Origin of the sequence: Phenylobacterium sp. (assembly GCF_019636135.1) — a bacterium.
GTDB lineage: Bacteria > Pseudomonadota > Alphaproteobacteria > Caulobacterales > Caulobacteraceae > Phenylobacterium.
In genome coordinates this window covers 169,064-190,218 of sequence record NZ_JAHBYD010000005.1, presented here as the reverse complement: position 1 = coordinate 190,218, position 21,155 = coordinate 169,064, and the positions used below count along the sequence as shown (strand labels likewise).

Annotated in this window: 22 protein-coding genes; 7 read left to right on the top strand and 15 right to left on the bottom strand. The window is 70.9% G+C overall.

The features are described 5' to 3' along the window. Positions 1-312 precede the first annotated feature (312 nt). The 4 genes from KF737_RS05585 to KF737_RS05570 form a co-directional block, all read right to left on the bottom strand. Positions 313-981, bottom strand: coding sequence for a TetR/AcrR family transcriptional regulator (locus tag KF737_RS05585; RefSeq protein ID WP_296451245.1), 669 nt, complete (start codon positions 979-981; stop codon positions 313-315). 93 nt (positions 982-1,074) lie between these two features. Further along, on the bottom strand, positions 1,075-2,034 hold the full coding sequence (locus KF737_RS05580) for a formylglycine-generating enzyme family protein (protein ID WP_296451242.1): 960 nt from the start codon (positions 2,032-2,034) through the stop codon (positions 1,075-1,077). Further along, on the bottom strand, positions 2,031-3,035 hold the full coding sequence (locus tag KF737_RS05575) for a hypothetical protein (RefSeq protein WP_296451240.1): 1,005 nt from the start codon (positions 3,033-3,035) through the stop codon (positions 2,031-2,033). The genes KF737_RS05580 and KF737_RS05575 overlap by 4 nt, the downstream gene beginning before the upstream one ends. A 2-nt stretch (positions 3,036-3,037) precedes the next feature. Further along, positions 3,038-3,268, bottom strand: a complete 231-nt coding sequence (locus KF737_RS05570; RefSeq protein WP_296451237.1) for a sulfatase-like hydrolase/transferase — start codon at positions 3,266-3,268, stop codon at positions 3,038-3,040. A gap of 291 nt (positions 3,269-3,559) precedes the next feature. Between KF737_RS05570 and KF737_RS05565 the strand changes: the two genes are divergently transcribed. From KF737_RS05565 to KF737_RS05550, 4 genes are all read left to right on the top strand, one after another. Then, positions 3,560-4,111 carry a DUF1254 domain-containing protein gene (locus KF737_RS05565; RefSeq protein ID WP_296451234.1) on the top strand — a complete coding sequence of 184 codons (552 nt, stop codon included), beginning with the start codon at positions 3,560-3,562 and terminating at the stop codon, positions 4,109-4,111. Next, complete coding sequence (locus tag KF737_RS05560) at positions 4,108-4,686, top strand: DUF1214 domain-containing protein (protein WP_296451231.1); 579 nt, start codon at positions 4,108-4,110, stop codon at positions 4,684-4,686. Before KF737_RS05565 ends, KF737_RS05560 begins: the two co-directional genes overlap by 4 nt. Before the next feature lies 1 nt (position 4,687). Next, entirely contained in the window at positions 4,688-5,401 is a 714-nt protein-coding gene (locus tag KF737_RS05555; RefSeq protein WP_296451228.1) for a TetR/AcrR family transcriptional regulator, read from the top strand. Positions 5,402-5,504: 103 nt separating this feature from the next. Beyond that, positions 5,505-6,893, top strand: coding sequence for an amino acid permease (locus KF737_RS05550; protein WP_296451225.1), 1,389 nt, complete (start codon positions 5,505-5,507; stop codon positions 6,891-6,893). A gap of 94 nt (positions 6,894-6,987) precedes the next feature. Here the strand turns inward: KF737_RS05550 and rfbD are convergent, their stop codons facing one another. After that, a complete protein-coding gene (rfbD, locus tag KF737_RS05545; RefSeq protein WP_296451222.1) occupies positions 6,988-7,869 on the bottom strand; it encodes a dTDP-4-dehydrorhamnose reductase in 882 nt (293 codons plus the stop codon). Between the two features lie 87 nt (positions 7,870-7,956). On the opposite strand from rfbD, the gene KF737_RS05540 reads away from it, so the two are divergent. After that, positions 7,957-9,486 (top strand): MATE family efflux transporter, encoded by a 1,530-nt coding sequence (locus tag KF737_RS05540; protein WP_296451219.1) that lies wholly within the window; start codon positions 7,957-7,959, stop codon positions 9,484-9,486. Positions 9,487-9,893: 407 nt separating this feature from the next. Here the strand turns inward: KF737_RS05540 and KF737_RS05535 are convergent, their stop codons facing one another. The 3 genes from KF737_RS05535 to KF737_RS05525 all read right to left on the bottom strand — a co-directional run bounded on the left by KF737_RS05535 (position 9,894) and on the right by KF737_RS05525 (position 12,466). Then, positions 9,894-10,550, bottom strand: a complete 657-nt coding sequence (locus tag KF737_RS05535; RefSeq protein WP_296451217.1) for a PEPxxWA-CTERM sorting domain-containing protein — start codon at positions 10,548-10,550, stop codon at positions 9,894-9,896. 340 nt (positions 10,551-10,890) lie between these two features. Then, the gene (locus KF737_RS05530) at positions 10,891-11,733 is read right to left on the bottom strand and encodes a prephenate dehydratase (protein WP_296451215.1); all 843 of its coding nucleotides are present in this window, start codon (positions 11,731-11,733) and stop codon (positions 10,891-10,893) included. Beyond that, on the bottom strand, positions 11,726-12,466 hold the full coding sequence (locus KF737_RS05525) for a 3-deoxy-manno-octulosonate cytidylyltransferase (protein WP_296451213.1): 741 nt from the start codon (positions 12,464-12,466) through the stop codon (positions 11,726-11,728). The genes KF737_RS05530 and KF737_RS05525 overlap by 8 nt, the downstream gene beginning before the upstream one ends. 124 nt (positions 12,467-12,590) lie before the next feature. Between KF737_RS05525 and KF737_RS05520 the strand changes: the two genes are divergently transcribed. After that, on the top strand, positions 12,591-13,235 hold the full coding sequence (locus KF737_RS05520) for a cytochrome c family protein (protein WP_296451211.1): 645 nt from the start codon (positions 12,591-12,593) through the stop codon (positions 13,233-13,235). A gap of 178 nt (positions 13,236-13,413) precedes the next feature. On the opposite strand, the gene KF737_RS05515 is transcribed toward KF737_RS05520, so the two are convergent. From KF737_RS05515 to KF737_RS05490, 6 genes are all read right to left on the bottom strand, one after another. Continuing rightward, positions 13,414-14,247 (bottom strand): NlpC/P60 family protein, encoded by an 834-nt coding sequence (locus KF737_RS05515; protein ID WP_296451209.1) that lies wholly within the window; start codon positions 14,245-14,247, stop codon positions 13,414-13,416. Then, a complete protein-coding gene (locus KF737_RS05510) occupies positions 14,244-15,638 on the bottom strand; it encodes a M17 family metallopeptidase (protein WP_296451207.1) in 1,395 nt (464 codons plus the stop codon). The genes KF737_RS05515 and KF737_RS05510 overlap by 4 nt, the downstream gene beginning before the upstream one ends. 36 nt (positions 15,639-15,674) lie before the next feature. Beyond that, entirely contained in the window at positions 15,675-16,193 is a 519-nt protein-coding gene (locus KF737_RS05505; RefSeq protein ID WP_296451205.1) for a prepilin peptidase, read from the bottom strand. Positions 16,194-16,316: 123 nt separating this feature from the next. Further along, positions 16,317-16,493: a Flp family type IVb pilin gene (locus tag KF737_RS05500; protein ID WP_296451204.1), complete on the bottom strand. Its 177-nt coding sequence runs from the start codon at positions 16,491-16,493 to the stop codon at positions 16,317-16,319. Positions 16,494-16,705: 212 nt separating this feature from the next. After that, a complete protein-coding gene (locus KF737_RS05495; RefSeq protein WP_296451202.1) occupies positions 16,706-18,172 on the bottom strand; it encodes an MFS transporter in 1,467 nt (488 codons plus the stop codon). Between the two features lie 106 nt (positions 18,173-18,278). Beyond that, positions 18,279-18,764 (bottom strand): VOC family protein, encoded by a 486-nt coding sequence (locus KF737_RS05490; protein WP_296451200.1) that lies wholly within the window; start codon positions 18,762-18,764, stop codon positions 18,279-18,281. Between the two features lie 338 nt (positions 18,765-19,102). Here KF737_RS05490 and rpoH point away from each other — a divergent pair, with 338 nt between their 5' ends. Further along, positions 19,103-19,990 (top strand): RNA polymerase sigma factor RpoH, encoded by an 888-nt coding sequence (gene rpoH / locus KF737_RS05485; protein WP_296451198.1) that lies wholly within the window; start codon positions 19,103-19,105, stop codon positions 19,988-19,990. 98 nt (positions 19,991-20,088) lie between these two features. Here the strand turns inward: rpoH and KF737_RS05480 are convergent, their stop codons facing one another. Beyond that, a complete protein-coding gene (locus KF737_RS05480) occupies positions 20,089-21,153 on the bottom strand; it encodes a tetratricopeptide repeat protein (RefSeq protein WP_296451196.1) in 1,065 nt (354 codons plus the stop codon). Positions 21,154-21,155: the final 2 nt, after the last annotated feature.

Genomic DNA, 21,155 nt, shown 5'->3' with positions numbered 1-21,155 from the left:
GCGCTTGCGCGCCGTGACGATCAGCGCGTCCAGCTCGGTCGAGTCCACGGCCTCGGCAAAGGCCGGCGAACTCAGTGCTGCGGCCAGGACCCCGACAGAAGCCTGACGCAGGATACGCGACTTCGCGCTCATGACGTATCTCCCCCTCTTCGTTCCGCCGGCGTCGATGCAGGGTCGAGCCGGTCGCTTGGCGTCCGCCGGAGTTGCGGCGAACAGATTCCGCATCCGCTTACCGGACGGTCGGTAGGTACGCAAGGCCGCTGCTGTGGCGCATGGGCCCAAACGGCTCGGCATGTGGGATCGCAGCGCCGCTCAGGGGCGCGCCAGCACCCCGGACAGCGTCAGGCGCAGGACCTGCCCGGCCACGTCTTCCAGCGAATATTTCCCGTCCGAGCGGCGCCAGCGGGCGATCCACATGATCATCCCTATGATGCTGAAGGCGACCACCGTGGCGTCGGCCCTGGGCGAGAGCCGGCCATCCGACTGCAACGCCCGCAGCGTGTCGCGCAGCAGGTCGAAATAGACGCGCTTGCGCTCGTCGATGATCTTGCGGTTCTTGAGGCTGAGCCCCTGCGGGTCGTCCACCATGATCGAGAGCGGGCTGCCCGAATCCAGCGTCACGCGCCCGACGTTGAGCGCGTGGTTGTGGATGATCACCTTCAGCCGCTCCAGCGGCTCCTCGACGGCGCGGGCCGGGGCGATCACATCGAGGTGAAGCCGGTCCAGCGAGTAGTTCATGATCGTGAAGAGCAGGTCCTCCTTGCTCTCCACGAAGTGGTAGAGGCCGGCCTTGGTGATCTTCACCGCCTCGGCGATGCCGCTCATCGAGGTGGCCGAGAAGCCCTTGTCCACGAACAGCCTGGCGGCCTCGATGTAGATCTGCCGCTGGCGGTCGCTGATGTGCGGCATGTCGTCGATGCCAGGCGCCGACGCGGGCAGCGTCGGGGCCGGCGTCCGACGCGGTCTCGTCTTGGCGTTCAAGCCGGGGCTCCTGGCGCTCGGGGCGAAGCGGAAACAGGTACAGGCCCTCGTGCGCACGGCAAGGCCTCTCGCGCAGGACGTGTGGCGGGCGGGTCACGACGCCGCGCGCGCGCCGGCCGGCGCGGCCTCGGCGCTGCGCCGGCCGGGGGCGGCGAGGCGCCCGGCGGTCGGCGACACGCGGCCGGGATCGGCGGCGCAGCGGAAGCCGACGTGCATCAGCGAGGTGTCGGGGGTCGAGTGCGAGCGGGCGGTGACGCGGAAGCCCGAACACAGGGTGGGGTCGCAGAGGAACGATCCGCCGCGCTGCACGCGCTCGGAGGTCTTGTCCGGCGTCAAGTCCTTCGCGCCGTAGGGCCGGTACCAACTGTCGGTCCATTCCCAGACGTTGCCGGCCATGTCGGTGAGGCCCGAGGGCGCGGCCCCGAACTTCCCGACCGGCGAGGTCAGCCTGTAGCCGTCGGCGCCCGAGTCATAGATCGGGAAGGCGCCCTGCCAGACGTTGATCACGTGCTGGTTCGACCAGAGGAAGGGCTCGCCGGTCTTGAAGACGTGGCCGTCGGGCGTCTGTCCCAGGCGGCCGGCCTGTTCCCATTCGAGCTCGGTGGGCAGGCGCGCGCCATAGGCGTGGCAGAAGGCCTGGGCGTCGTTCCAGCTCACCTGCGTCACCGGATGGTCGGCGGGCGCGGCCGGCTTGTCGGGGCCCTGCGGCCGGCGCCAGGTGGCGCCCTTGACCTCGGCCCAGGCGTTCGTGGCGTGCTGGAAGACGCCGCCCTCGCCGAAGCGCTCGGCCTGGGTGACGTAGCCGGTCTCCTCGACGAACCGGGCGAACTGGCCGACCGTCACGGGCGTGCGGTCGAGGAGCAGGTCCCTGGCCTTGTAGCGGAAGGCCGGGCGCTCGTCGGACTGGCTGGCGTCGTCGCCGATCTGCACGTCGCCGCCCTTGATCAGCACAAGGTCGGCGTCGCGGGCGCTCTTCACCGCGAGCTTCGCCTCGTCGCGCGCGCACCCGCTCAGCGCCAGCAGCGCGGCGGCGGCGAGGAGGGCGCGCCTCACGGCCGGGCCTTCAGGGCCTGGTCGAAGAACTCGACCTGCCGCTTCGCATAGTCCGAACGCATCTGGTGGCCGGCCCAGGCGATGATCAGGGCCTCCTGGATCGCCCGGCCTTCGGCGCCGGCGGGCAGCCTGGTGGCGAGCTGGGCCATCTCCTCGCGCCCGATCACCGGCCTGTCGCGGAAGATGGTGCGCACGCCGTTCGCGTCGGCGACGCCGGCGGCCGGCAGGGTGGCCTTCACCAGCGTTTCGCGCTGGGCCGCGCTCATCCCGGGCACGAGGGCGAAGGTGGCCGGGCAGGCCCGCTTCTCGGCGTTGAGGTGGACCTCGATGTCGGCCCCGCCGGCCTTGAGCTGCCCGGCCACGCGGCCGGTCAGCTCGGCGCTCACCAGCCCGTCGTTCTGCGACAGGATCAGCAGCGTCGGCGGCAGCGCCTTGGGGTCGCCCTGGCGCATCGGCGCCGGGAACGGGCCCATGTAGTCGGCGACCGCCCTGACCGGCAGGCCCTGCGCCTTGGCGGCCACGGCGAAGAGGTTGGCGAACGCGCCGCCGTTCGACATGCCGGTGGTGAAGACCGGCGTCGTGGCCGTGATCTCGCCCCTGGCGATCAGCGCCTTGTGGACCGCCAGCATGTAGGCGACGTCGGGATTGGCCGCCGGGTCGAGGCTGCTGATGTTCCAGCGCTTGACGTCGGTGCGGTCCAGCGACGGCGCCGAGAGGTAGCCGTAGCCGGCCCGGATCAGCTCGGACAGCAGCCGCCGGCTGTGGGTGCGGCTGGCGAACGCCTCGGAACCGCCCGTGCCGTGGAAGAAGTAGACGATGCCCTTCGCGCCCTTCGGCACGTGACGCAGCGTGGGCCGGCCCTCGATGGTCTCGCTGGCGGCCGGCGGCGCCGGAAGCGCCAGGGCGGCGTCGACCTGGCAGGGCGCCTCGGCGGCGCGCGCGGCCGCCGGCGCGATCAGCGCCAGGGCCGCGGCCGCGAGGAGGGCGGGCGTCGTCCGCATCGTCAGACCGGCGCCACGAAGGGCGTGCCGCAGACGTTGTACTTCACCGAGTTCTTGGTCGGCCATTTCGGGTCCTGCAGGCCGGCGCGCGACGGGCCGCACACCGGGGCGCTGGCATAGGCGGTCGGGAACTTGGCGCCCTCGGCGCCGATGCGGTCGATGTTCGGGGTGTTGATCCGCTTGATCCCGAAGGCCGAGATGTCGGCGTAGCCCAGGTCGTCGGCCAGGATCACGATGACGCTCGGGCGTTTGGCCGCCGTCGGCGACGCACCCCGAAAGCAGCGCGAGACAACCCGCCGCCACGCCCATCCGCGACCAGATACGCTTCATGACGACCCTCCGACGTTCCATCCGACCGCGGGTCCCGTCGGGCGAAACAGCCCGCGCGCCGTGTCCTGGCCAGCGTCCGCCACCGCACCTTTGGTGACCGACCGGTCGGTACCTGTCAAGCGCTTTGTCCCGACCGTTGATCGGCCATCCCGGATGTGCGACCTACCGAGCGGTAGGTTGGATCGGGAGGGACGATGCGCGCCAGTCTCATAGGTGTGATCGCGTTCGTGGCGGCGGGCGCGGCGACGCACGCCGTGCTCCTGTTCGGCAGTCCGACCTGGGCCACCGACTACCAGATCGAGCAGGGCATCAAGCGCGGCGGCGGCTGGAACGGGCTGATCTACGGCAAGCCGCCGCGGGCCGGCACGACCACCGTGGGCCTGGCCAACCCGGACACGCTCGGCACCCGCGCCTACCTCGACCTCTCCAAGGGGCCGCTGATCGTGGAGGGCGTGCGGCCGGAGAGCTGCGCCTACTGGTCGCTGTCGGTGTTCGCGCACGACACCGACACGGTGCTGGTGATGTCCGACCGCGAGCTGCCGAGCGGCCGCCTGGCGGTCGCGCTGCGGACCGCGGACCAGGCGGTGGCCGAGCCGGTGCAGGCGAGCGCCGTGCTGCCCTCGCCGAAAGGGGTGCTGCTCATCCGCTGCTTCATGAAGACCCGCACCGATGCGGCCTACGTCGCCGGGCTGGCGAAGGAGGTCCGCGCCGTGACGATGCGGCCCGCCAAGGTCGCCGCGTCGTGAGCCGGCTGGCCAGGATCCTCGCGGGCGTCGGCGGGGCCGTCCTGGGGGCGGCGGCGGGCGCCGGCGCGTTCTGGGCGCTGACCGGCCCCTCCAACAACCCCGACCAGCGCGTCGGCGGCTGGACCACCAACCGCGGCGTCGGCCAGGAGCGGCAAGGGCCCTACTCGCGGGCGCGGGTCGCGCTCTACGGCATCTGGGGCCTCCCGCCGACGGAGACGCTCTACTTCGTGGCCGCGAAGGATTCGGCGGGCGCGGTGCTGGACCACCGCTGCACCTACGCGGTCGAGGGCGGCCCGCTGCCCACCCGCTGGTGGGGCGTCACGCTCTACAAGGACGGCTTCTACATCGCCAATCCGGCCGACCGGTACTCCTGGACCATGACGGACACCGAAATCGGCGCCGACGGCCGCTGGACGCTGACGGTCGCGCCGTCGGGAGAAGGGCAGAACCGGCTCACCTTCGGGCCGCAGGACGGGCGCTTCCAACTGCTGCTGCGGCTGTACCAGCCGAACCCGGGCGTCGCCGAGCATCGCGAGACGGTTCCCGTCCCCACCGTCCGCAAGGTAGCCTGCTGACGTGCCCGAGACCCCACGCAAGAAGAGGACCCCCCTGACGAGCGACGTCGACGGCGAGATGCTGATCATCCCGCCGCGCAAGGACATGACCTATTCGCTGCCGGTCGGGCGCCATCTCCTGAGCGCGCGGCGGCGCGAGATCTTCGTCCACGCCTCGCGGCTGTTCGTCGAGCAGGGCTACGACGCCACCTCGATGAGCGACATCGCCAGTGCGGTGAAGATCACCAAGGCCGGCCTCTACCACTTCGTGGCGAGCAAGGAGGACCTGCTCTTCACGATCATCAACTGGGGCATGGACGAGCTCTACGAGGAGGTCGTCGACCCGGCGCGGGCGACGGAGGATCCGCGCGCGCGGCTGAAGCTGATCATCCGCAACCACCTGAGCAACATCGGCCGGGTCGCGAGTCCCTACGGCAATCCGGTGACCCGGCTGGTGGACGAGGCCTCCGCGCTCAGCCCCGACCGCCGCCGCGCCGTCGAGGACCGCAAGCGCGGCTACTTCGAACTGATCCGCAACACGCTCGTGGAGCTGCGCGACCGCGGCGAGCTGACGGACGGCATCGACCCCACGGTCGCCGCCCACAGCATCATCGGCGCGATCATGTGGATGGCGCGCTGGCGCCGGCCGCGCGGGCGCCTGTCGCTGGACGAGGTGATCGAGCAGATCACGGCCCTGGCCCTGCAGGGCGTGCTGGCGCCCGGCCCCGCGCGCTGAGGCCTGCGCGCCGCGGGCGGCCGCTCGCGCGGAGCGGCCCCGGCGGCGGGCTTGGCAGGGCTTGGCGACACAGGCCAAATGCAGGCTCCGACGAGGGGCGCCCATGAGCTTTCTGACCCGCCGCAAACCGCTCGAGCCGCAGGCGCCCGAGGGGGTGGGACACCTGAAGAAGACGTTGGGCTGGCCGCACCTGATCGCGCTGGGCGTCGGCGCCATCATCGGCACCGGCATCTACACCCTGACGGGCGTGGCGGCGGGGCTGGCGGGACCGGCGGTGATCCTGTCGTTCGCCGCGGCGGGCCTCGTCTGCGCCGGCGCGGCGCTCTGCTACGCCGAGATGTCGAGCCTGACGCCGCAGTCGGGCAGCGCCTACACCTTCACCTACGTCACGCTGGGCGAGGCGCTGGCCTGGATCGTCGGGATCAGCCTGATCCTGGAATACACGCTCGTCTGCAGCGCCGTGTCGGTGGGCTGGTCGGGCTACGCCTCGGGCCTGATCCGCCAGGCCGGCTGGGGCGTGCCGGAAGCGTTGCTGGACAAGGGCGTGGTCGACGTCCCGGCCATCTTCATCGCGCTGGCGGTCACCGGCATGCTGCTGGTGGGGACGCGGGAAAGCGCGAGGGTCAACTTCGTCCTGGTCTGCATCAAGCTGGTGGCGCTGGCGGCGTTCGTGGCCTTCACGCTGCCGCACTTCGACGCCGCGAACTTCCAGCCCTTCGCGCCCTTCGGCTACGGCTCGCCCGAGATCGACGGCAGGAAGTACGGGGTGATGGGCGCCGCGGCGATCATCTTCTTCGCCTTCTACGGCTTCGACGCGATCTCGACGGCCGCGGAGGAGACGAAGGACCCGAAGCGCGACCTGACCATCGGCATCGTGGGCTCGATGGGGCTCTGCACGCTGATCTACATGATCATCGCCGCCTGCGCGCTGGGCGCATCGCCCTACGAGGCGTTCTCCAGCAGCCCCGAGCCGCTGGCCTTCGTGCTGAAGGCGCTCGGCCTGCCGGGCCCCGCAGCGATCATCGCCGGCGCGGCGGTGCTGGCGATGCCCACGGTGATCATGGTCTTCATGTTCGGCCAGAGCCGGGTGTTCTTCGCCATGGCCCGCGACGGCCTGCTGCCCCGGCGCCTCGCGAACGTGAACCGCCGCGGCGTGCCGGCGGTCGTGACGATCGTGACCGGCGTGCTGGCCGCCGTCGTCGCGGGCCTGGCGCCGCTGGACGACATCGCCTCGGCCGCCAACGCCGGGACGCTGGCGGCGTTCATCGCGACCGCGGTGGCGGTGATGATCCTGCGCAGGCGCGCGCCCGACCTGCCGCGGCCGTTCCGCACGCCGGCCGTCTGGATCGTCGCGCCGCTGACGATCGCGGGCTGCCTCTGGTTCTTCTCCAGCCTGCGGACGATCACCATGCTGATCTTCCTGACCGCCAACGTGCTCGGCTTCCTGGCCTACCTCGCCTACGGCCGCGCGAGGAGCCGCCTGGCCGGGTAGGTCTTCGCCCCAGCGTCCCCCACGCCCTTGTCATCCCGGTTTCGCCGAAGGCGAAACCGGGATGACAAGGGCGTGGGTTGGATGACGGCGGTAGCTACGCCTTCAGCTCGGCCACGATGTCCTTCAGCGCCTCGCGCCAGTCGCGGGGTTTCACGCCGAAGTCCCGTTCCAGACGCCCGAGGTCCATGGTGGCGCGGAGCGGGCGCTTGGCGGGGGTGACGTATTCGGCGGTGGTGGTGGCGGCGACGTCGGGGGCCTGATCGCCCAGGGCCTCGGCGAAGATGGCCTGGGCGAAGCCGCGCCAGGTGACTTCGCCCGCGTTGGCGAAGTGGACGATCCCGAACCGGCGGTCGCCCTCGGGCGCCGCGGCGAGGCGGGGCGCGATGGCCAGGATGAACCCCGCGAGGTCGGCGGCGCTGGTCGGGCGGCCGGACTGGTCGTCCACGACCTTCAGCGGGTTTCCGGCGGCGGCCACGCGCAGCATGGTCCTGACGAAGTTCCTGCCGTGGGGCGAGACGACCCAGGACGTGCGGATGCTGAGCGAGCGCGGGTTGGCGGCGGCGACGGCCTTCTCGCCGGCCAGCTTCGAGGCGCCGTAGACGCCCAGCGGATTGGTCGCCGCGTCTTCGGGATAGGGCGCGCCGCCGGCGCCGTCGAAGACGTAGTCCGTCGAGACGTTGATCACCGCCGCGCCGACCTTCGCCGCCGCCGCCGCGATGGCCGCCGGGGACTCCGCGTTGATCGTGAAGGCGAGGTCGCGCTCGGACTCGGCGAGGTCGACGGCGGTGTGGGCGGCGGCGATGACCACGAGGCCGGGCCGGCGCGCCACGACCTGGGCGGCGGCCGCCGCCGGGTCGGCGAGGTCGGCCTCGGCGCGGCCCAGTGCGGTGATGGCGACGTCGTGGCCGGGCGCCTGGCGCAGGAGCTCGACGCCGAGCTGGCCGGTGGTTCCGAACTGCAGGATCTTCACGGTCATGGCGCCGTATTAGCGCTGCGACACGCTTGAACGCCAGGGCGCGCGCCCCGTAGAAGCGGTATGCGGGGACGCGATCGGGAGAGCAGGGTGTCTGAGGGCGTGGGCGGCGCGATGGGGGGCAGGCCGGGCATGCCCGGCGGCCGGCGCGTGCCCGACCTCACCACCGGGCCCATCGGCCGGACGCTGATCCTCTTCGCCCTGCCGGTGATGGGCACCAACATCCTGCAGTCGCTGAACGGCTCGGCCAACGCCATCTGGGTCAGCCACGTGCTGGGCGAGGCGGCGCTGACCGCCACGTCGAACGCCAACCAGATCATGTTCCTGATGCTGGGGGCCAGCTTCGGCCTGACCATGGCGTCGAACATCATGATCGGCCAGGCGATGGGCGCGCGCGACCTCGCGACGGCCAAGAAGGTGATCGGCACCTCGACCGCCTTCTTCATCTTCGTCTCGATCGCCGTGGGCCTGCTGGGCGCGGCGCTGACGCCGACGATCCTGGACGCCATGGGCACGCCCGCCGAGGCTCGGCGCGACGCCATCGCCTACCTGCGGGTGATCTTCTCGGCGATGCCGTTCATGTACTTCTTCTCGTACGTGATGATGGCCCAGCGGGGCACGGGCGACAGCCGCACGCCGTTCTACTTCTCGCTGCTGACGGTGGGCATGGACGTGGTCCTGAACCCCTTGCTCATCACCGGCTACGGCCCGTTCCCGAAGCTGGGGATCGCGGGCTCGGCGACCGCGACCCTGGTCGCGCAGACCGTGACGCTGGCGGCGATGATCGTGCATCTCTACCGCAGGAAGTCGATCCTGGTGCTGCGGCCCGGCGAGTTCCACCTGCTGATCCCGGACTTCACGATCATCCGCAGCCTGCTGCTCAAGGGCCTGCCGATGGGCTTCCAGATGATGGTCACCAGCCTGGCGGCCGTCACCATGATGAGCCTGGTCAACAGGCACGGCGTCCACACCTCGGCGGCCTATGGCGCGGCCGCGCAGCTCTGGACCTACGTGCAGATGCCGGCGATGGCGCTGGGCGCGGCGGTCTCGTCCATGGCGGCGCAGAACGTGGGCGCCGGCAAGATGGACCGGGTCGAGCGGGTGGCGCGCTCGGGCGTGCTCTACGCCTTCCTGTTCAGCGCGATCCCGGTGGTGATCATCTACCTGGCCGACCCGTGGGTGCTGCGGGCGTTCCTGCCGGGCGACAGCCCCTCGCTGCCGATCGCGGTGCAGATCAATTCCTACGTGCTGTGGGGGTTCATCTTCTTCGGCATGGCCTTCATCTTCTCGGGCGTGGTGCGCGCGACGGGCGCCGTCTGGCCGCCGCTGCTGGCGATGATCGTGTCGCTGTGGGGGGTGCGGATCCCGCTCGCCAACGTCCTGCAGGGCTACATGGGCGTGGACGGCCTGTGGCTCGCCTTCCCGATCGGCAGCCTGACGACGCTGATCCTGGCGGGTGGCTACTACAGGTGGGGCGGCTGGCGGAAATCGCGCATGCTGCCGACCACGCCCGCCATGACCGACGAGCCGGACTCGGGCTTCGGCCAGCCGATGATCGAGGAAGCCGAAGCCATCGCCGACGCCGCCTCGCGGGCCCCGGAGCGGGAGCGGGCGGAGTGAGGCCAAAAAGCCCTCCTCCTCGACGCAGGGCCATTTCATAGGGATGCGAGCGGCCGAGAGGCCCTAAGTCGAACCGCAGAGCCCGCAGAGATGCGCAGAGAACTCCGGTGGACCCGCGACCCTCTCTGCGTGTCTCCGCGATCTCCGCGGTTCATGAATCGGGCGGATGAGCCGCCCACGATCCATATGCGATCGCCCTGGGCTTGGGGGGGGTGTGGCTCCGGTGCTACGACAGACGACGCCTCTGGCGTGGACGCCTCCCGCGCCCGGCCGGTAAGGTCCTGCGCACACCACCATCCCCGGCCCTTCCTGGCCTGCCCTCGGGCGGGCCGCGCAGCGGCGCGTCCGGGGGAGGAGGAAGGGAGACCCTTTTCGCCCTGTCTGTCGGGCGGGCATCGCAACCTTGCTCAGGCTGCGACGAGCCGGCGGCGCTGTCGGAGCGTCGCCCCCACGCCGCCGAAGCCGAGGATCATCATCGCCCAGGTCGCCGGCTCCGGAACCCCGGTCGTCAGCGTGTCGTAGGTGATGTTGTCGATCACCTCGATCAGCCCGACGCTCGCGCCGTTGCCGCCGGTCGAAGGCGTGCCGGCCGCGCTGGTGTAGGCGAAGGTCCAACTGTCGAACTGCGCGAGCTGGAACCCGATCGTCTGGTCCATCAGGTCGTTCGGGGCGGTCAGCAACACGACGGTCTGGCCCACCATGACCCCGGCCTTGAACACCGTCAGCACCGCCTGGTCGCCCGTGGTCAGGAAGAACGGGTCGTCGTTGCCGAAGGTCATGGAGATGAACGAGTGCAGGCCGTCCGTGAACGTGCCCTTGATGAAGTTCCCGTTCGTGTCGTTGTTCGCCAGCAGCGAGACGCCGTCGCTCTCGGGTCCCGTGTAGAGGCCCAGGCCCGAGCCCAGCGCGGTGCTGAACACCAGCTCCTCGAAGCCCGGGACGGTATAGCCGTCGGCCACCGCGCCGAGGGGCTGGCCCTCGAAGTCGATGACGGTGAGCGCCTGGGCGGCGCCGCCCATGGCGAGGCCGGCGGCACAGGCCGCGGCGAGTAGTCCAGTCTTCATATGCGTGCTCCGAAGTCGTTGCGGGAAACTCTCAGGACGGCACGCAGACCCCCACCGACAACTTGCCCCAGCCGAGAAGGAATGCGCAGGGCCAAGCTACTATGCACGGTAGAGTGAGGTATGTGATTCATCCTGCGGGTGAATCGCGCACACGCCTCAGGCGTGTGCCTCGACAACGCACAGGCGAATGCTGAAAGTGCGGGCAGATAGGCCCCCAGACCACGGGAAGGGCCTCGCGCCGGCCCCTCGGCCAGCCCAGGCGACCGCGCCCGAAGCCGCGCCCGAAGCCGCGCCCCGATCGAACAAGCTGCGCTGCGGGGAGATTGTTCCCCGTCGGCCGTCAGCGGCTGCGGAAGGGGTCGGCGGGATAGACCCCGAGGATCTCGAACTTCTCGCAGAAGTAGGCCAGTTCCTCGAAGGCGCGGGCCAGGTTCAGGTCCTCGGGCCGCCCGTCGACCTCGGCGTAGAAGAACGTGGCGGTGAAGGCGCCGTTCTCCATGTAGCTCTCGAGCTTGGTCATGTTGACGCCGTTGGTCGCGAACCCGCCCAGGGCCTTGTAGAGCGCCGCCGGCAGGTTCTTCACCCGGAAGATGAAGCTGGTCACGCAGGGCGCGGTGAAGGGCGGCGGCTTCGGGTTGGCGTCCGCCGTCATCACCAGGAAGCGGGTGGTGTTGTGGTGCTCGTCCTCGATGTCGCGGGCCAGGATCGCGAGGCCGTAGGTCTCGGCCGCCAGGGCCGGCGACACCGCCGCCCGCGTCGGGTCCGGGGTCTCGGCCAGCGCGCGCGCCGCACCCGCCGTGTCGCCCGCCGCCTCGGTCTTCAGCCCCATCCGCCGCAGCGTCCTGCGGCACTGGCCCAGCGCGATCGGCATCGAGACCGCGGTCTTCACCTGCTCCAGCGTCACGCCCGGATTGGCCATCAGGTGGAAGTGGATCGGCTTGAACCGCTCGCCGATGATCTTCAGCCCCGACGACGGCAGGAGGTGGTGGACGTCGGCCACGCGGCCGGCGATCGAGTTCTCCACCGGGATCATGCCGAGCTGGCAGTCGCCGCCGCGTATGGCCTCGAACGCCTCCTCGAAGGTGGCGTGCGGCACGGGCTCCATCTCCGGAAACGCCGCCATGCAGGCCTCATGGCTGTTGGCGCCCAGCTCGCCCTGGAAGGCGATGCGTCCTTTAGTCATCGGAGGTCCCTGCATACGCACGCGCCCGCTCGAGATCGGCGGGGTTGTCGACGGAGATGGGGGCGGCCTCGGCCACGGCCGCCCAGATCGAGAGCCCGAGCTCCAGGGCGCGCAACTGCTCCAGCTTCTCGCGCCGCTCCAGGGGCGAGGGCCTTGCGGCGTTGAACCGCTGCAGCGCGATGCGCCTGTAGCCGTAGATGCCGACGTGCCGCCACACGGGCGCATCGCCGTAGAGCGTCGAGCGGGTGAAATAGAGCGCCCGGCCGCTGCGGCCGTCGGCCTCCATCGTGAGCACCGCCTTCACCACGTCGGGATTCGTCCGATCCCCGGTCGTGGCTTCGGGCGCGACGACGGTGGCGATGTCGCAGCTCGCGTGCGTCGCCAGCAGCGCGCCGCAGTCCAGCAGGACGGACGGCGGCACGAACGGCATGTCGCCCTGCAGGTTGATCACCACGTCGTGCCGCGCGCCGGGGTCCAGCTCGGCCAGCGCCGCCAGGATCCTGTCGCTGCCCGAGGGCAGGCCGGGGTCGGTCAGCACCGCCCTGCCGCCCGCCGCCTCGACCGCGGCCACGATCTCGGGATCGCCCGCCGCCACCGCGACCGGGCCCACGTCGGCGGCCTGCGCCTGCCGCATCACGCGCACGATCATCGGTACGCCGCCGATGTCCGCCAGAGGCTTCCCGGGCAGGCGGGTCGCGGCCATGCGCGCGGGGATGAGGACGATCGGATTCATCGGCGGTCTGGAGGTTGCGCGAGCGCCGGTAGCGTGTAAGAGAGCCGCACGCAATAAGGGGCGGGATTCCCGCGCGTTCGCGGGCTTTGCGCCGTGGCCGTTTGAGAGGCGTGACCAGGGGACTATGAGCGACCTGACGTTCAACAAAATCTTCGGCGCGGTGCTGGCCACGGGCCTCGCCATCGTCGGCCTCCGTGAACTCTCCGCAGGCGTGTTCGCGCCCGAGCACCCCGCCAAGCCGGGCTACGTGGTCGAAGTCGCCGAAGAGGGCGGCGGCGCCGCCGCCGTGGCCGACACGCCGCCCGACTGGGGCTCCGTGCTTCCGGTCGCGAACGTGGCCGCGGGCGAAGCGTCCTTCGCCAAGTGCAAGTCCTGCCACTCGATCCAGGAAGGCGGCCCGAACGGCACCGGCCCCGACCTCTGGGGCGTCGTGGGCCGCAAGCCCGGCACGCACGGCGGCTTCGCCTACTCGACCGGCATGACCGACTTCGGCGCCAAGCAGGCGCAGTGGGACTACGACCACCTCTACGAGTTCATCAAGGGCCCGCAGAAGTACATCGCCGGCACCAAGATGACCTTCGTGGGCATCAAGAAGCCGGAAGACCGCATCAACCTGATCGCCTACCTGAAGGCCCAGGGCGGCACCCTCGCCGTGCCCGCGCCCGATCCGTCGCGCGCCCCGGGCGCGGCCGCTCCGGCGGCGGAAGGCGCTGCGGCTCCGGCCGCCGAGGGCGCTGCGGCCTCGCCGGTCGCCCCCGCCAAGAAGTAGCCAACGCTGCTTGAGCGCCTGATTTGAACGTCATGGCCCGGCTTGTCCGGGCCACCCATTGGGCTGTGAGTTCGATGGCGATCTGCGGCGATGCCGCCACGAGTTGTGCGCCAGCTCACAGCCCAATGGGTCCCCCGGACAAGCCGGGGGATGACGGCGCTTTAGGGAATGATTGTCGCTAGACCCGCCGGTACGCCGTGGGCTGGCCCGAGCCGGCGGCGTCGATGCGGGCGATCGCCTCGCTGAGCGGCTCGACCACGGTCGCCATGTGATGGCCGTTAGCGTGGACGATCAGGCCGTCGCCGACGCCCATGGCCACGTGGCCCTTCCAGAACACCAGGTCGCCGCGGCCGAAGTCCGCCGCGTCGACCGGCGCGCCCAGCGCCTGCTGCTGGTCGGTGTCGCGCGGGCAGGCCCGGCCGCAGGCGAACAGCGCCTGCTGCACCAGCCCCGAGCAGTCCAGGCCCAGGCTCTCGCGCCCGCCCCACAGGTAGGGCGCGCCGACGAAGCGCAGCGCCACCGCCGCCCAGTCGTCCTCGAACTCGCCCACCGGCGAGAGGTGCGCGGCGGTCATCCAGCCCGCGCCCGCCACCCTGGCCAGCTTGCTCTCGGTCGCCTCGACGGCCACCAGGCTACCCAGCGAGTAGGGCCCGCCCGCCCGCGACTTGATGCTGGCCTCGGCGAAGGCGTAGGTCCGGAGCGCCGAGACGCGGTGGGTCGGAAGCGCGTCCGCGGCCTTCAGCGCCGCAGCCTCCACGAAGCCCACGTAGCCGTCGCGGGCCGCCTGGCCCCACAGCCAGGCGCCTTCTTCCTCGATCACCGCGAACCGCTCGCCGAACAGGAGCTGGTCCACCTGCTCGGCGTCCGCGTCGGGCGCGGAGCGGATCGCGGCGGCGGCGACCCCACAGCTCATGGCCTTGGGATCGAGGTAGACCTCGGCTTCGATCATGCCTTCCAGGCTTCGCGCGGCGACGCCGTCCCGCCAGGGCGTGATGCGAGGATCGTGCTTCATGCGAAACGCTCGCGGATCATGCGGTAGAGGCCGCGGATGGCCTGGGCTTCGCCGCCCGAGGGGAATCCCGGACGATTCCGCGGGTTCCACGCGAAGATGTCCAGATGCGCCCACGGGCCGCTCGGCGCGAACCGCTGAAGGAACAGGGCCGCCGTCACCGAGCCCGCCTGGGCCCAGCCGTCGGGATCGTTCTTGATCTCGGCCACGTCCGAGTCGAGCGCGTCGGCGTAGGGCTTCCAGAGCGGCATGCGCCAGAGGGGATCGTTCTCGGCCCTGGCCGCCGCCTCGATCTGGGCCGCCAGCTCGTCGTCGTCGGTGTAGAAGGGCGGCAGTTGCGGGCCTAGCGCGATGCGCGCCGCGCCGGTCAGGGTCGCCATGTCGAGGGTCAGCGCCGGCTCCAGCTCGCAGGCGCGGGTCAGGGCGTCGGCCAGGATCAGGCGGCCCTCGGCGTCGGTGTTGCCCACCTCGATCGAGAGGCCCTTGCGGCTGGCCAGCACGTCGCCCGGCCGCATGGCGTCGCCCGAGATCGCGTTCTCGACCACCGGGACCAGCACCGCCAGGCTCACCGGCAGGTTCGCGGCCATGATCATGCGGCCCAGCGCCAGGGCGTGCGCCGCGCCGCCCATGTCCTTCTTCATCAGCCGCATGCCGGCCGACGGCTTGATGTCGAGGCCGCCGGTGTCGAACACCACGCCCTTGCCCACCACGCAGACCAGAGGCTTCTTCGCATCGCCCCAGCGGATCTCGATGAACCGCGGCGCCCGCGCCGGATCGGCCGCGCGGCCCACGGCATGCACCGCCGGGTAGTTGGCCTCCAGCAGGCCCTCGCCCTCGATGACCGTGATCCGGGCGCCGTGCTGCTCGGCGATCTCGCGCGCGATCGTCTCGATCTGCAGCGGCCCCATGTCGTTGGCCGGGGTGTTGACCATGTCGCGGGCCAGGGCGCAGGCGTGCGCCACCTGGCGCGGCTCGGCGATGTCGCAGCCCTCGACCAGCAGGCGGGCGCGCTTGGCCGCCCCCGTCTCGCCTTTGGCCGCCTTGTAGCGGTCGAACCGGTAGCTCCCGAGCGCGAAGGCCAGCGCGATCCGGTCGGCGCCGATGTCGGCGGGCGCCGCGGCGATGCGGTAGACGCCGGCGGGCAGCTTGCCCGCCAGCGCGCGGAAGGGATCGGTGGCCTTGCCCTCGCCCAGGCCCAGCAGCACGCGGCCGGTGGCGCCGGTCGCGGGGTCGGGGACCAGCAGGACCTGGCCCGGCTTGCCCCTGAACTCGGCGGTCTTGGCGAGGCCCGCGGCGAAGGCGTCGGCCTCCAGAGCCTTGGCGGCCTCGGCTTCGGTGAGGGCGTGGACGGGGATCGCGGGTCCGTCCCAGGCGTCGAGGATCACTTCCGACATGCGACCCCCTTCGCGCATGTGCGACGCCACCGCAAGCTAGAGCCCCAGCGCCGCGGCGAACGGCGAGGCCGGGATGGCCCAGAGCGCCCCGGCGGCGATGGCCACGCCGTAGGGCACGCCTTCGCCCGGCTCGGCCAGCTTCAGCATCCAGCGCGGGCCCATGAGCATCACGGGCCGCAGCGGCGCCGAACGGGCCGCGAGCAGCACGCCGGCCAGCACCCCGCCCGCCAGCGCCGCGCCCAGGATCAGGGTGACCACGCCGGGCCAGCCCACCCAGAGCGCGACGGCCGCCAGCAGCTTGGCGTCGCCGCCGCCCACCCAGCGCAGCGCGAACATCGCCATGCCCAGCACCAGCGTGGCCACGCCTACCCCCACGTGCAGGCCGAACACCGGCAGCGGCAGGCCTGCCGCCAGGGCCGCGGCCGGGAACACCGCGACGAGCGCCAGCGGGATCCAGTTGGGGATCGTGAACGACAACGCGTCACGGACCGCGGCCGCGATGACCAGCGCCGGCAAGGCGAGGACCACGGCGGTGACGGCGATCGGCAGAAGCATCGGAACCTCTTTCGTCACGGGTTATGCGCGTTCACGCGTGAACGCATCGTTGCAGCCGAGCTTGAATCGAAAAGGCCCCCGGCGTTCCCGCCGGGGGCCTCGTCGCTTGCGCTGAGCGGTCTCTTAGCCGGCGGCGTCGCTGACGGCGTCCGAGATCGTCGTGAAGGCGCCTTGCAGGCTGGTGCCGACGATCTGGAGGGCCGACACGAGCACGACGGCGATCAGGGCGGCGATCAGGCCATACTCGATGGCGGTGGCGCCGGATTCGTCCTTCAGGAAGCGGGTCACGAACTTCGACATGGGTTTCTCCTTTGAGCTGAGCAGACTTTGAGGGGGCCTCAAGCTCATCGCCTGCTCGCCCCTAAGCACATCGCCAATGTCGCGTGGGCCGTTTAAGGCGCCATGAATCCGGATGCCTAACTCGTGTTTATTATCTACGGAAATTAAGGGTTTACGCTGATGAACCCTGTCGGCGGACGTCTTGATTCCGCGTCGCGGATCGGCGGTCGGAGTCAGGCCCGCGCGCCGATCGCCCGCCCGCCGCCCCGCACGAAGAAAAGGCCCAGGAGGCCGATCGCGAGCAGCACCAGCAGCATCGCGAAGCCGCCCTGCTGCGTGCCCGTGATGGCGGTGCCCCGGTTCACCAGCGTGGGCGCGAGCCAGGCGGTGGCCACGCCCGAGAGCGCGTAGACGCCGAAGAAGGTCCCGGTCTGGTCGGGGGGCGTGAGCCGTGTCAGCAGGGTGCGGCTGGTCGCGTACTGGGCGGTGATGAAGACGGCGTTGCAGAAGCCCACCAGCACGAAGACCGCATCCGGCAGATGCCGGAAGACCGGCCCGTTCCAGAGCGGCGCGTGGGCCGCCGCGTCATAGGGCCAGAAGAAGAGGATCATGTCCGGCCGCATGCCCAGGAAGGCGGTCAGCCCCAGCATCGACATGACGATCTCGATCCGGAGCGCATTCTTGGGCCCGACCAGCTCGTCCAGCCAGCGCGCCACGAAGCCGCCCAGCACCGCGAAGATGGAGAGCAGGATGCCGTAGCCCAGCATCTCCAGCGCGCCCCACTTCATCACCCCCACCGCGTAGACGCCGGCGTAGACCAGCACCCCGTTCATGCCGTCCACGAAGAACATCCGCGAGCCCACGTAGACCGCCGCGTCCTTGTAGTGGCTGATCGTCTTCAGCATCCGCCAGAGCTCGCCGGCGCCCTGCGCGAAGGCGCGGAAGAGGGGAACGCCGGTGCGCGGCGCGTCGGGCGTGAACAGGAACAGCGGGATCGAGCCGAAGAAGAGCAGGCCCGCCGCCAGCCAGGCGACCACCCGCTCGTGCTCGTGGGTCGCGGTGCTGAGGCCGAACAGCGGCGCCTTCGGCACGAACGACCAGTCGACCGTGCCGGGCAGCGCGAAGGCCCAGGCCACGAAGACCAGCGCGATGACCGAGAAGAGGTTGCCCAGCGAGAGCGCCAGGCCCGAGGCCTTGTGCGCCCCGTTCAGCCCGGCCGCGCGGATCAGCAGCGAGTTGTGCAGGATCTCGGAGTAGGCGAACAGAACCTGCACCGTCATCGCGAACAGCATGGTGGTGGCGATGGAGAGCCCGCTCAGGTCGGGCTTGCTCCACCACAGCGCCGCCGTCAGCGGGATCATCAGGCCCAGGATCGCGGCGAGCCACATCTTGCGCCCGCCCAGCTTGTCGATGGAGGCGCCGATGAAGGGCGCCGTCGCCATCACGGCCCAGCCGGACCACTGGTTCCACTGGCTGATGACCTCCTGGCCCTTGACCGCGTCGCCGACCATCGAGGCGGCCACGTAGGGCATGAAGATGTAGATGGTGATCAGGATCACCTGCGGGTCGCGGCCGCCCTCGAAGATGGCCCACGAGACCGCGCCGCGATTGAGCCTGCCGTCGCCGTGGACGTCCGCCTCGATCGGCGGATCGACGACCCCGGCGGAACCCTGGATCTCGGCGGCGACGGGCTCGGTCAACGCGCTCATTCCCTCTCGCGGCCGCTCTGGCGCCGGCTCTGCGCCCACCGTAGCGGGCCGCGATGGGTTGTCGATGGTTACCTACGGGCGCCCGCGGAGAGGAGGTCTACGCCGCTCGCCTCGCCGCCGCCTCGATCGCGGCGATGTCGAGCTTCTTCATCTGCATGAAGGCGTCGGTGACCGCTTTGGCGCGGGCGGGGTTGTCGGGCGCCAGGAGCTTCGGGAGCTGTTCGGGCGTGATCTGCCACGACAGGCCCCAGCGGTCCTTGCACCAGCCGCACGGGCCTTCCTCGCCGCCGTTCCCGACGATCGCGTCCCAGTAGCGGTCGATCTCCGCCTGGTCCGCGCAGACCACCTGGATCGAGATCGCCTCGTCGAACCTGAAGAGCGGGCCGCCGTTGAGGCCGAGGAACTTCTGGCCGTTGATCTCGAACTCGACGGTCATGACGTCGCCGGGCTTCTTGCCGCCGGGGGATTCCGAGGCGTAGGGCGTGACCGCGCCCAGCTTCGAGTCGGGGAAGAGCTGCGTGTAGAACGCGGCGGCCTCTTCGGCCTCGCTGTCGAACCAGAGGCAGGTGACGAACGGTTGCATGGGGGCTCCTTGTCGCTGTCCACGCCCCAAGGACGAACGACCCCCGCCGGTTCCGACAGCATCCCCTGACGGTCATCGGAATGTGCTCCGCGGCATGCAGTTTCCCTATCGGAGGCGGGAGAAACGGCGCCTTGTTCCTGCCATCTGAGCACTGTAAAAATCCCGACCATAGCAGTGGGATTTTCGGGGTCTCGCCTCCCAGCGACCCCTACCGCTTCCGGAACCAATGCCTATCTGAGTTGGTAGAGGGGGCGGACGTCGAAGCGCGTCGGACGCGCGCGCGACCCGAACGTCCCGGAGAGAGCCCTAGAAAAGCTCGCGAGTTGAGGGGATTGAACATGGCTGCGAACGCGCTTGCCGTGATGTCGCCGGAAGGCGGACTGAGCCGGTACCTTTCTGAAATCCGCAAGTTCCCCATGCTGGCCAAGGACGAGGAGTTCATGCTGGCCAAGAGCTGGCAGGAACACCAGGACGCCGACGCCGCGCACAAGATGGTGACGAGCCACCTGCGCCTCGTGGCGAAGATCGCCATGGGCTACCGCGGCTACGGCCTGCCGATCGGGGAGGTGATCTCCGAGGGCAACGTCGGCCTGATGCAGGCGGTGAAGAAGTTCGACCCGGACAAGGGTTTCCGCCTGGCGACCTACGCCATGTGGTGGATCCGCGCCTCGATCCAGGAATACATCCTGCGGAGCTGGTCGCTCGTGAAGATGGGCACCACCGCGGCGCAGAAGAAGCTGTTCTTCAACCTGCGCAAGGCCAAGTCCGAGATCGCCGCCCTGCAGGAAGGCGACCTGCGCCCCGACCAAGTGAGCCAGATCGCCACCAAGCTGGGCGTGCTGGACGAGGAAGTGGTGAGCATGAACCGCCGCCTCAGCGGCGGGGACGCGAGCCTGAACGCCCCGCTGCGGTCGGACGGCGAGAGCGAATGGCAGGACTGGCTGGTCGACAACGACACGCCCTCGCAGGAGAGCGTGGTCGCCGACACCCAGGAGATGAACGTCCGCATGAGCCTGCTCGAAGCGGCGATGGTGGAGCTCACCGAGCGTGAGCGCCACATCCTGACCGAGCGCCGCCTGAAGGACGAGCCGACGACCCTGGAGGAGCTGGCCGGCGAATACGGCGTGAGCCGCGAACGCGTGCGCCAGATCGAGGTCCGCGCCTTCGAGAAGCTGCAGAAGAACATGCGCGCGGCGGCGGCCGAGAAGAACCTGATCGACGCGTAAGGCGGCGGGATATCTGCCGGGAAATGGAACGGCCGGTCCCCGCGGGGTCCGGCCGTTTTTCTGATGCAGGTGGGCAACCCGCCCCGCCAGGGCCGCCGTCAGGCCAGGCCCGAGCAGTAGAGGATGGCGCGGCGCGCGGTGCGGGCCCATTCCTCCGGCGGGTCGAGGGTGAGGTACCGCCGGTAGAGGGCCGCGGCGTCGGCGAGGGCGCCCTGCCGCATGCGCAACTGGGCCAGGTTGAAGACGGCGTCGGAGTGGCGCGGGTCGGCGTCGAGCACGCGGACCAGTTCGCCGGCGGCCTGCTCGGGGCGGCCCTCGGCGTCGAGCGCCTGGGCGAGGTTGTAGCGGGCCTCGATGAAGCGCGGATCGCGGGCCAGCGCCCGCTGGTAGGCGAGCCGCGCCTGGCCGAACGCGCCCCGGGCCAGGTGGATGTTGCCGTGGTTGTAGGGGGCGATGGCGTCCTTGCGGTCGGCGCGCGCGCAGAGGTCGTAGAGGTGGGCGGCCGCCTCGAGGTCGCCCTCAGCCTCGGCGACGGCGGCGGCCTCGAACAGGTCGTCGATCGTGGCATGGGCCTCGTCGAAGGCGAGCTGGCCCTGGCCCTCCAGGGTGGTGACGCCGTCGGCCCACTTCAGCGCCGCGTCGCCGGCGGGCGTCAGCACGATGCGGTAGCGGCCGCGGGGCGACAGGGCCCGCGCGCGGACCAGGATGCGGACGACCTGGCCGAGCGTGCGGTCATGCGCCATCAGGTCGGCGGCGGTGCGCAGCGTGGGCGCATCGCCGAAGCGGACGAGGTCGCCGTCGAGGGTGATGAGGTCGAAGGCGGCCAGCACCTCGGCGTCGTCGGCCCTCAGCGCGGCGCCCCCGAGCGCGGTGGCGAGGGGCGCGGTCGCGGGCTGCGGCGCGGCCTCCCCCGCCAGGGCGGCGGCGAAGGCGCGCTCGGCCTGCACCGGCACGCCGCGCCCGCGGGCGGCGCGGATGCGGTCCACGAGGGCGCCGGAGTCGATCAGGGCGGTGGCGAGCGCGCCCACCACCAGCACGTCGGAGCGGCGCGTCAGGTCGCGGGCGACGGCGCCGCCCAGGCGTTCGATCTCACCGGCCAGCCGCTCGCGCGCGCCCGTGCTGAACCGGCCGTAGAGGGCGATCGCGCGGTCACGCAAATCCATCG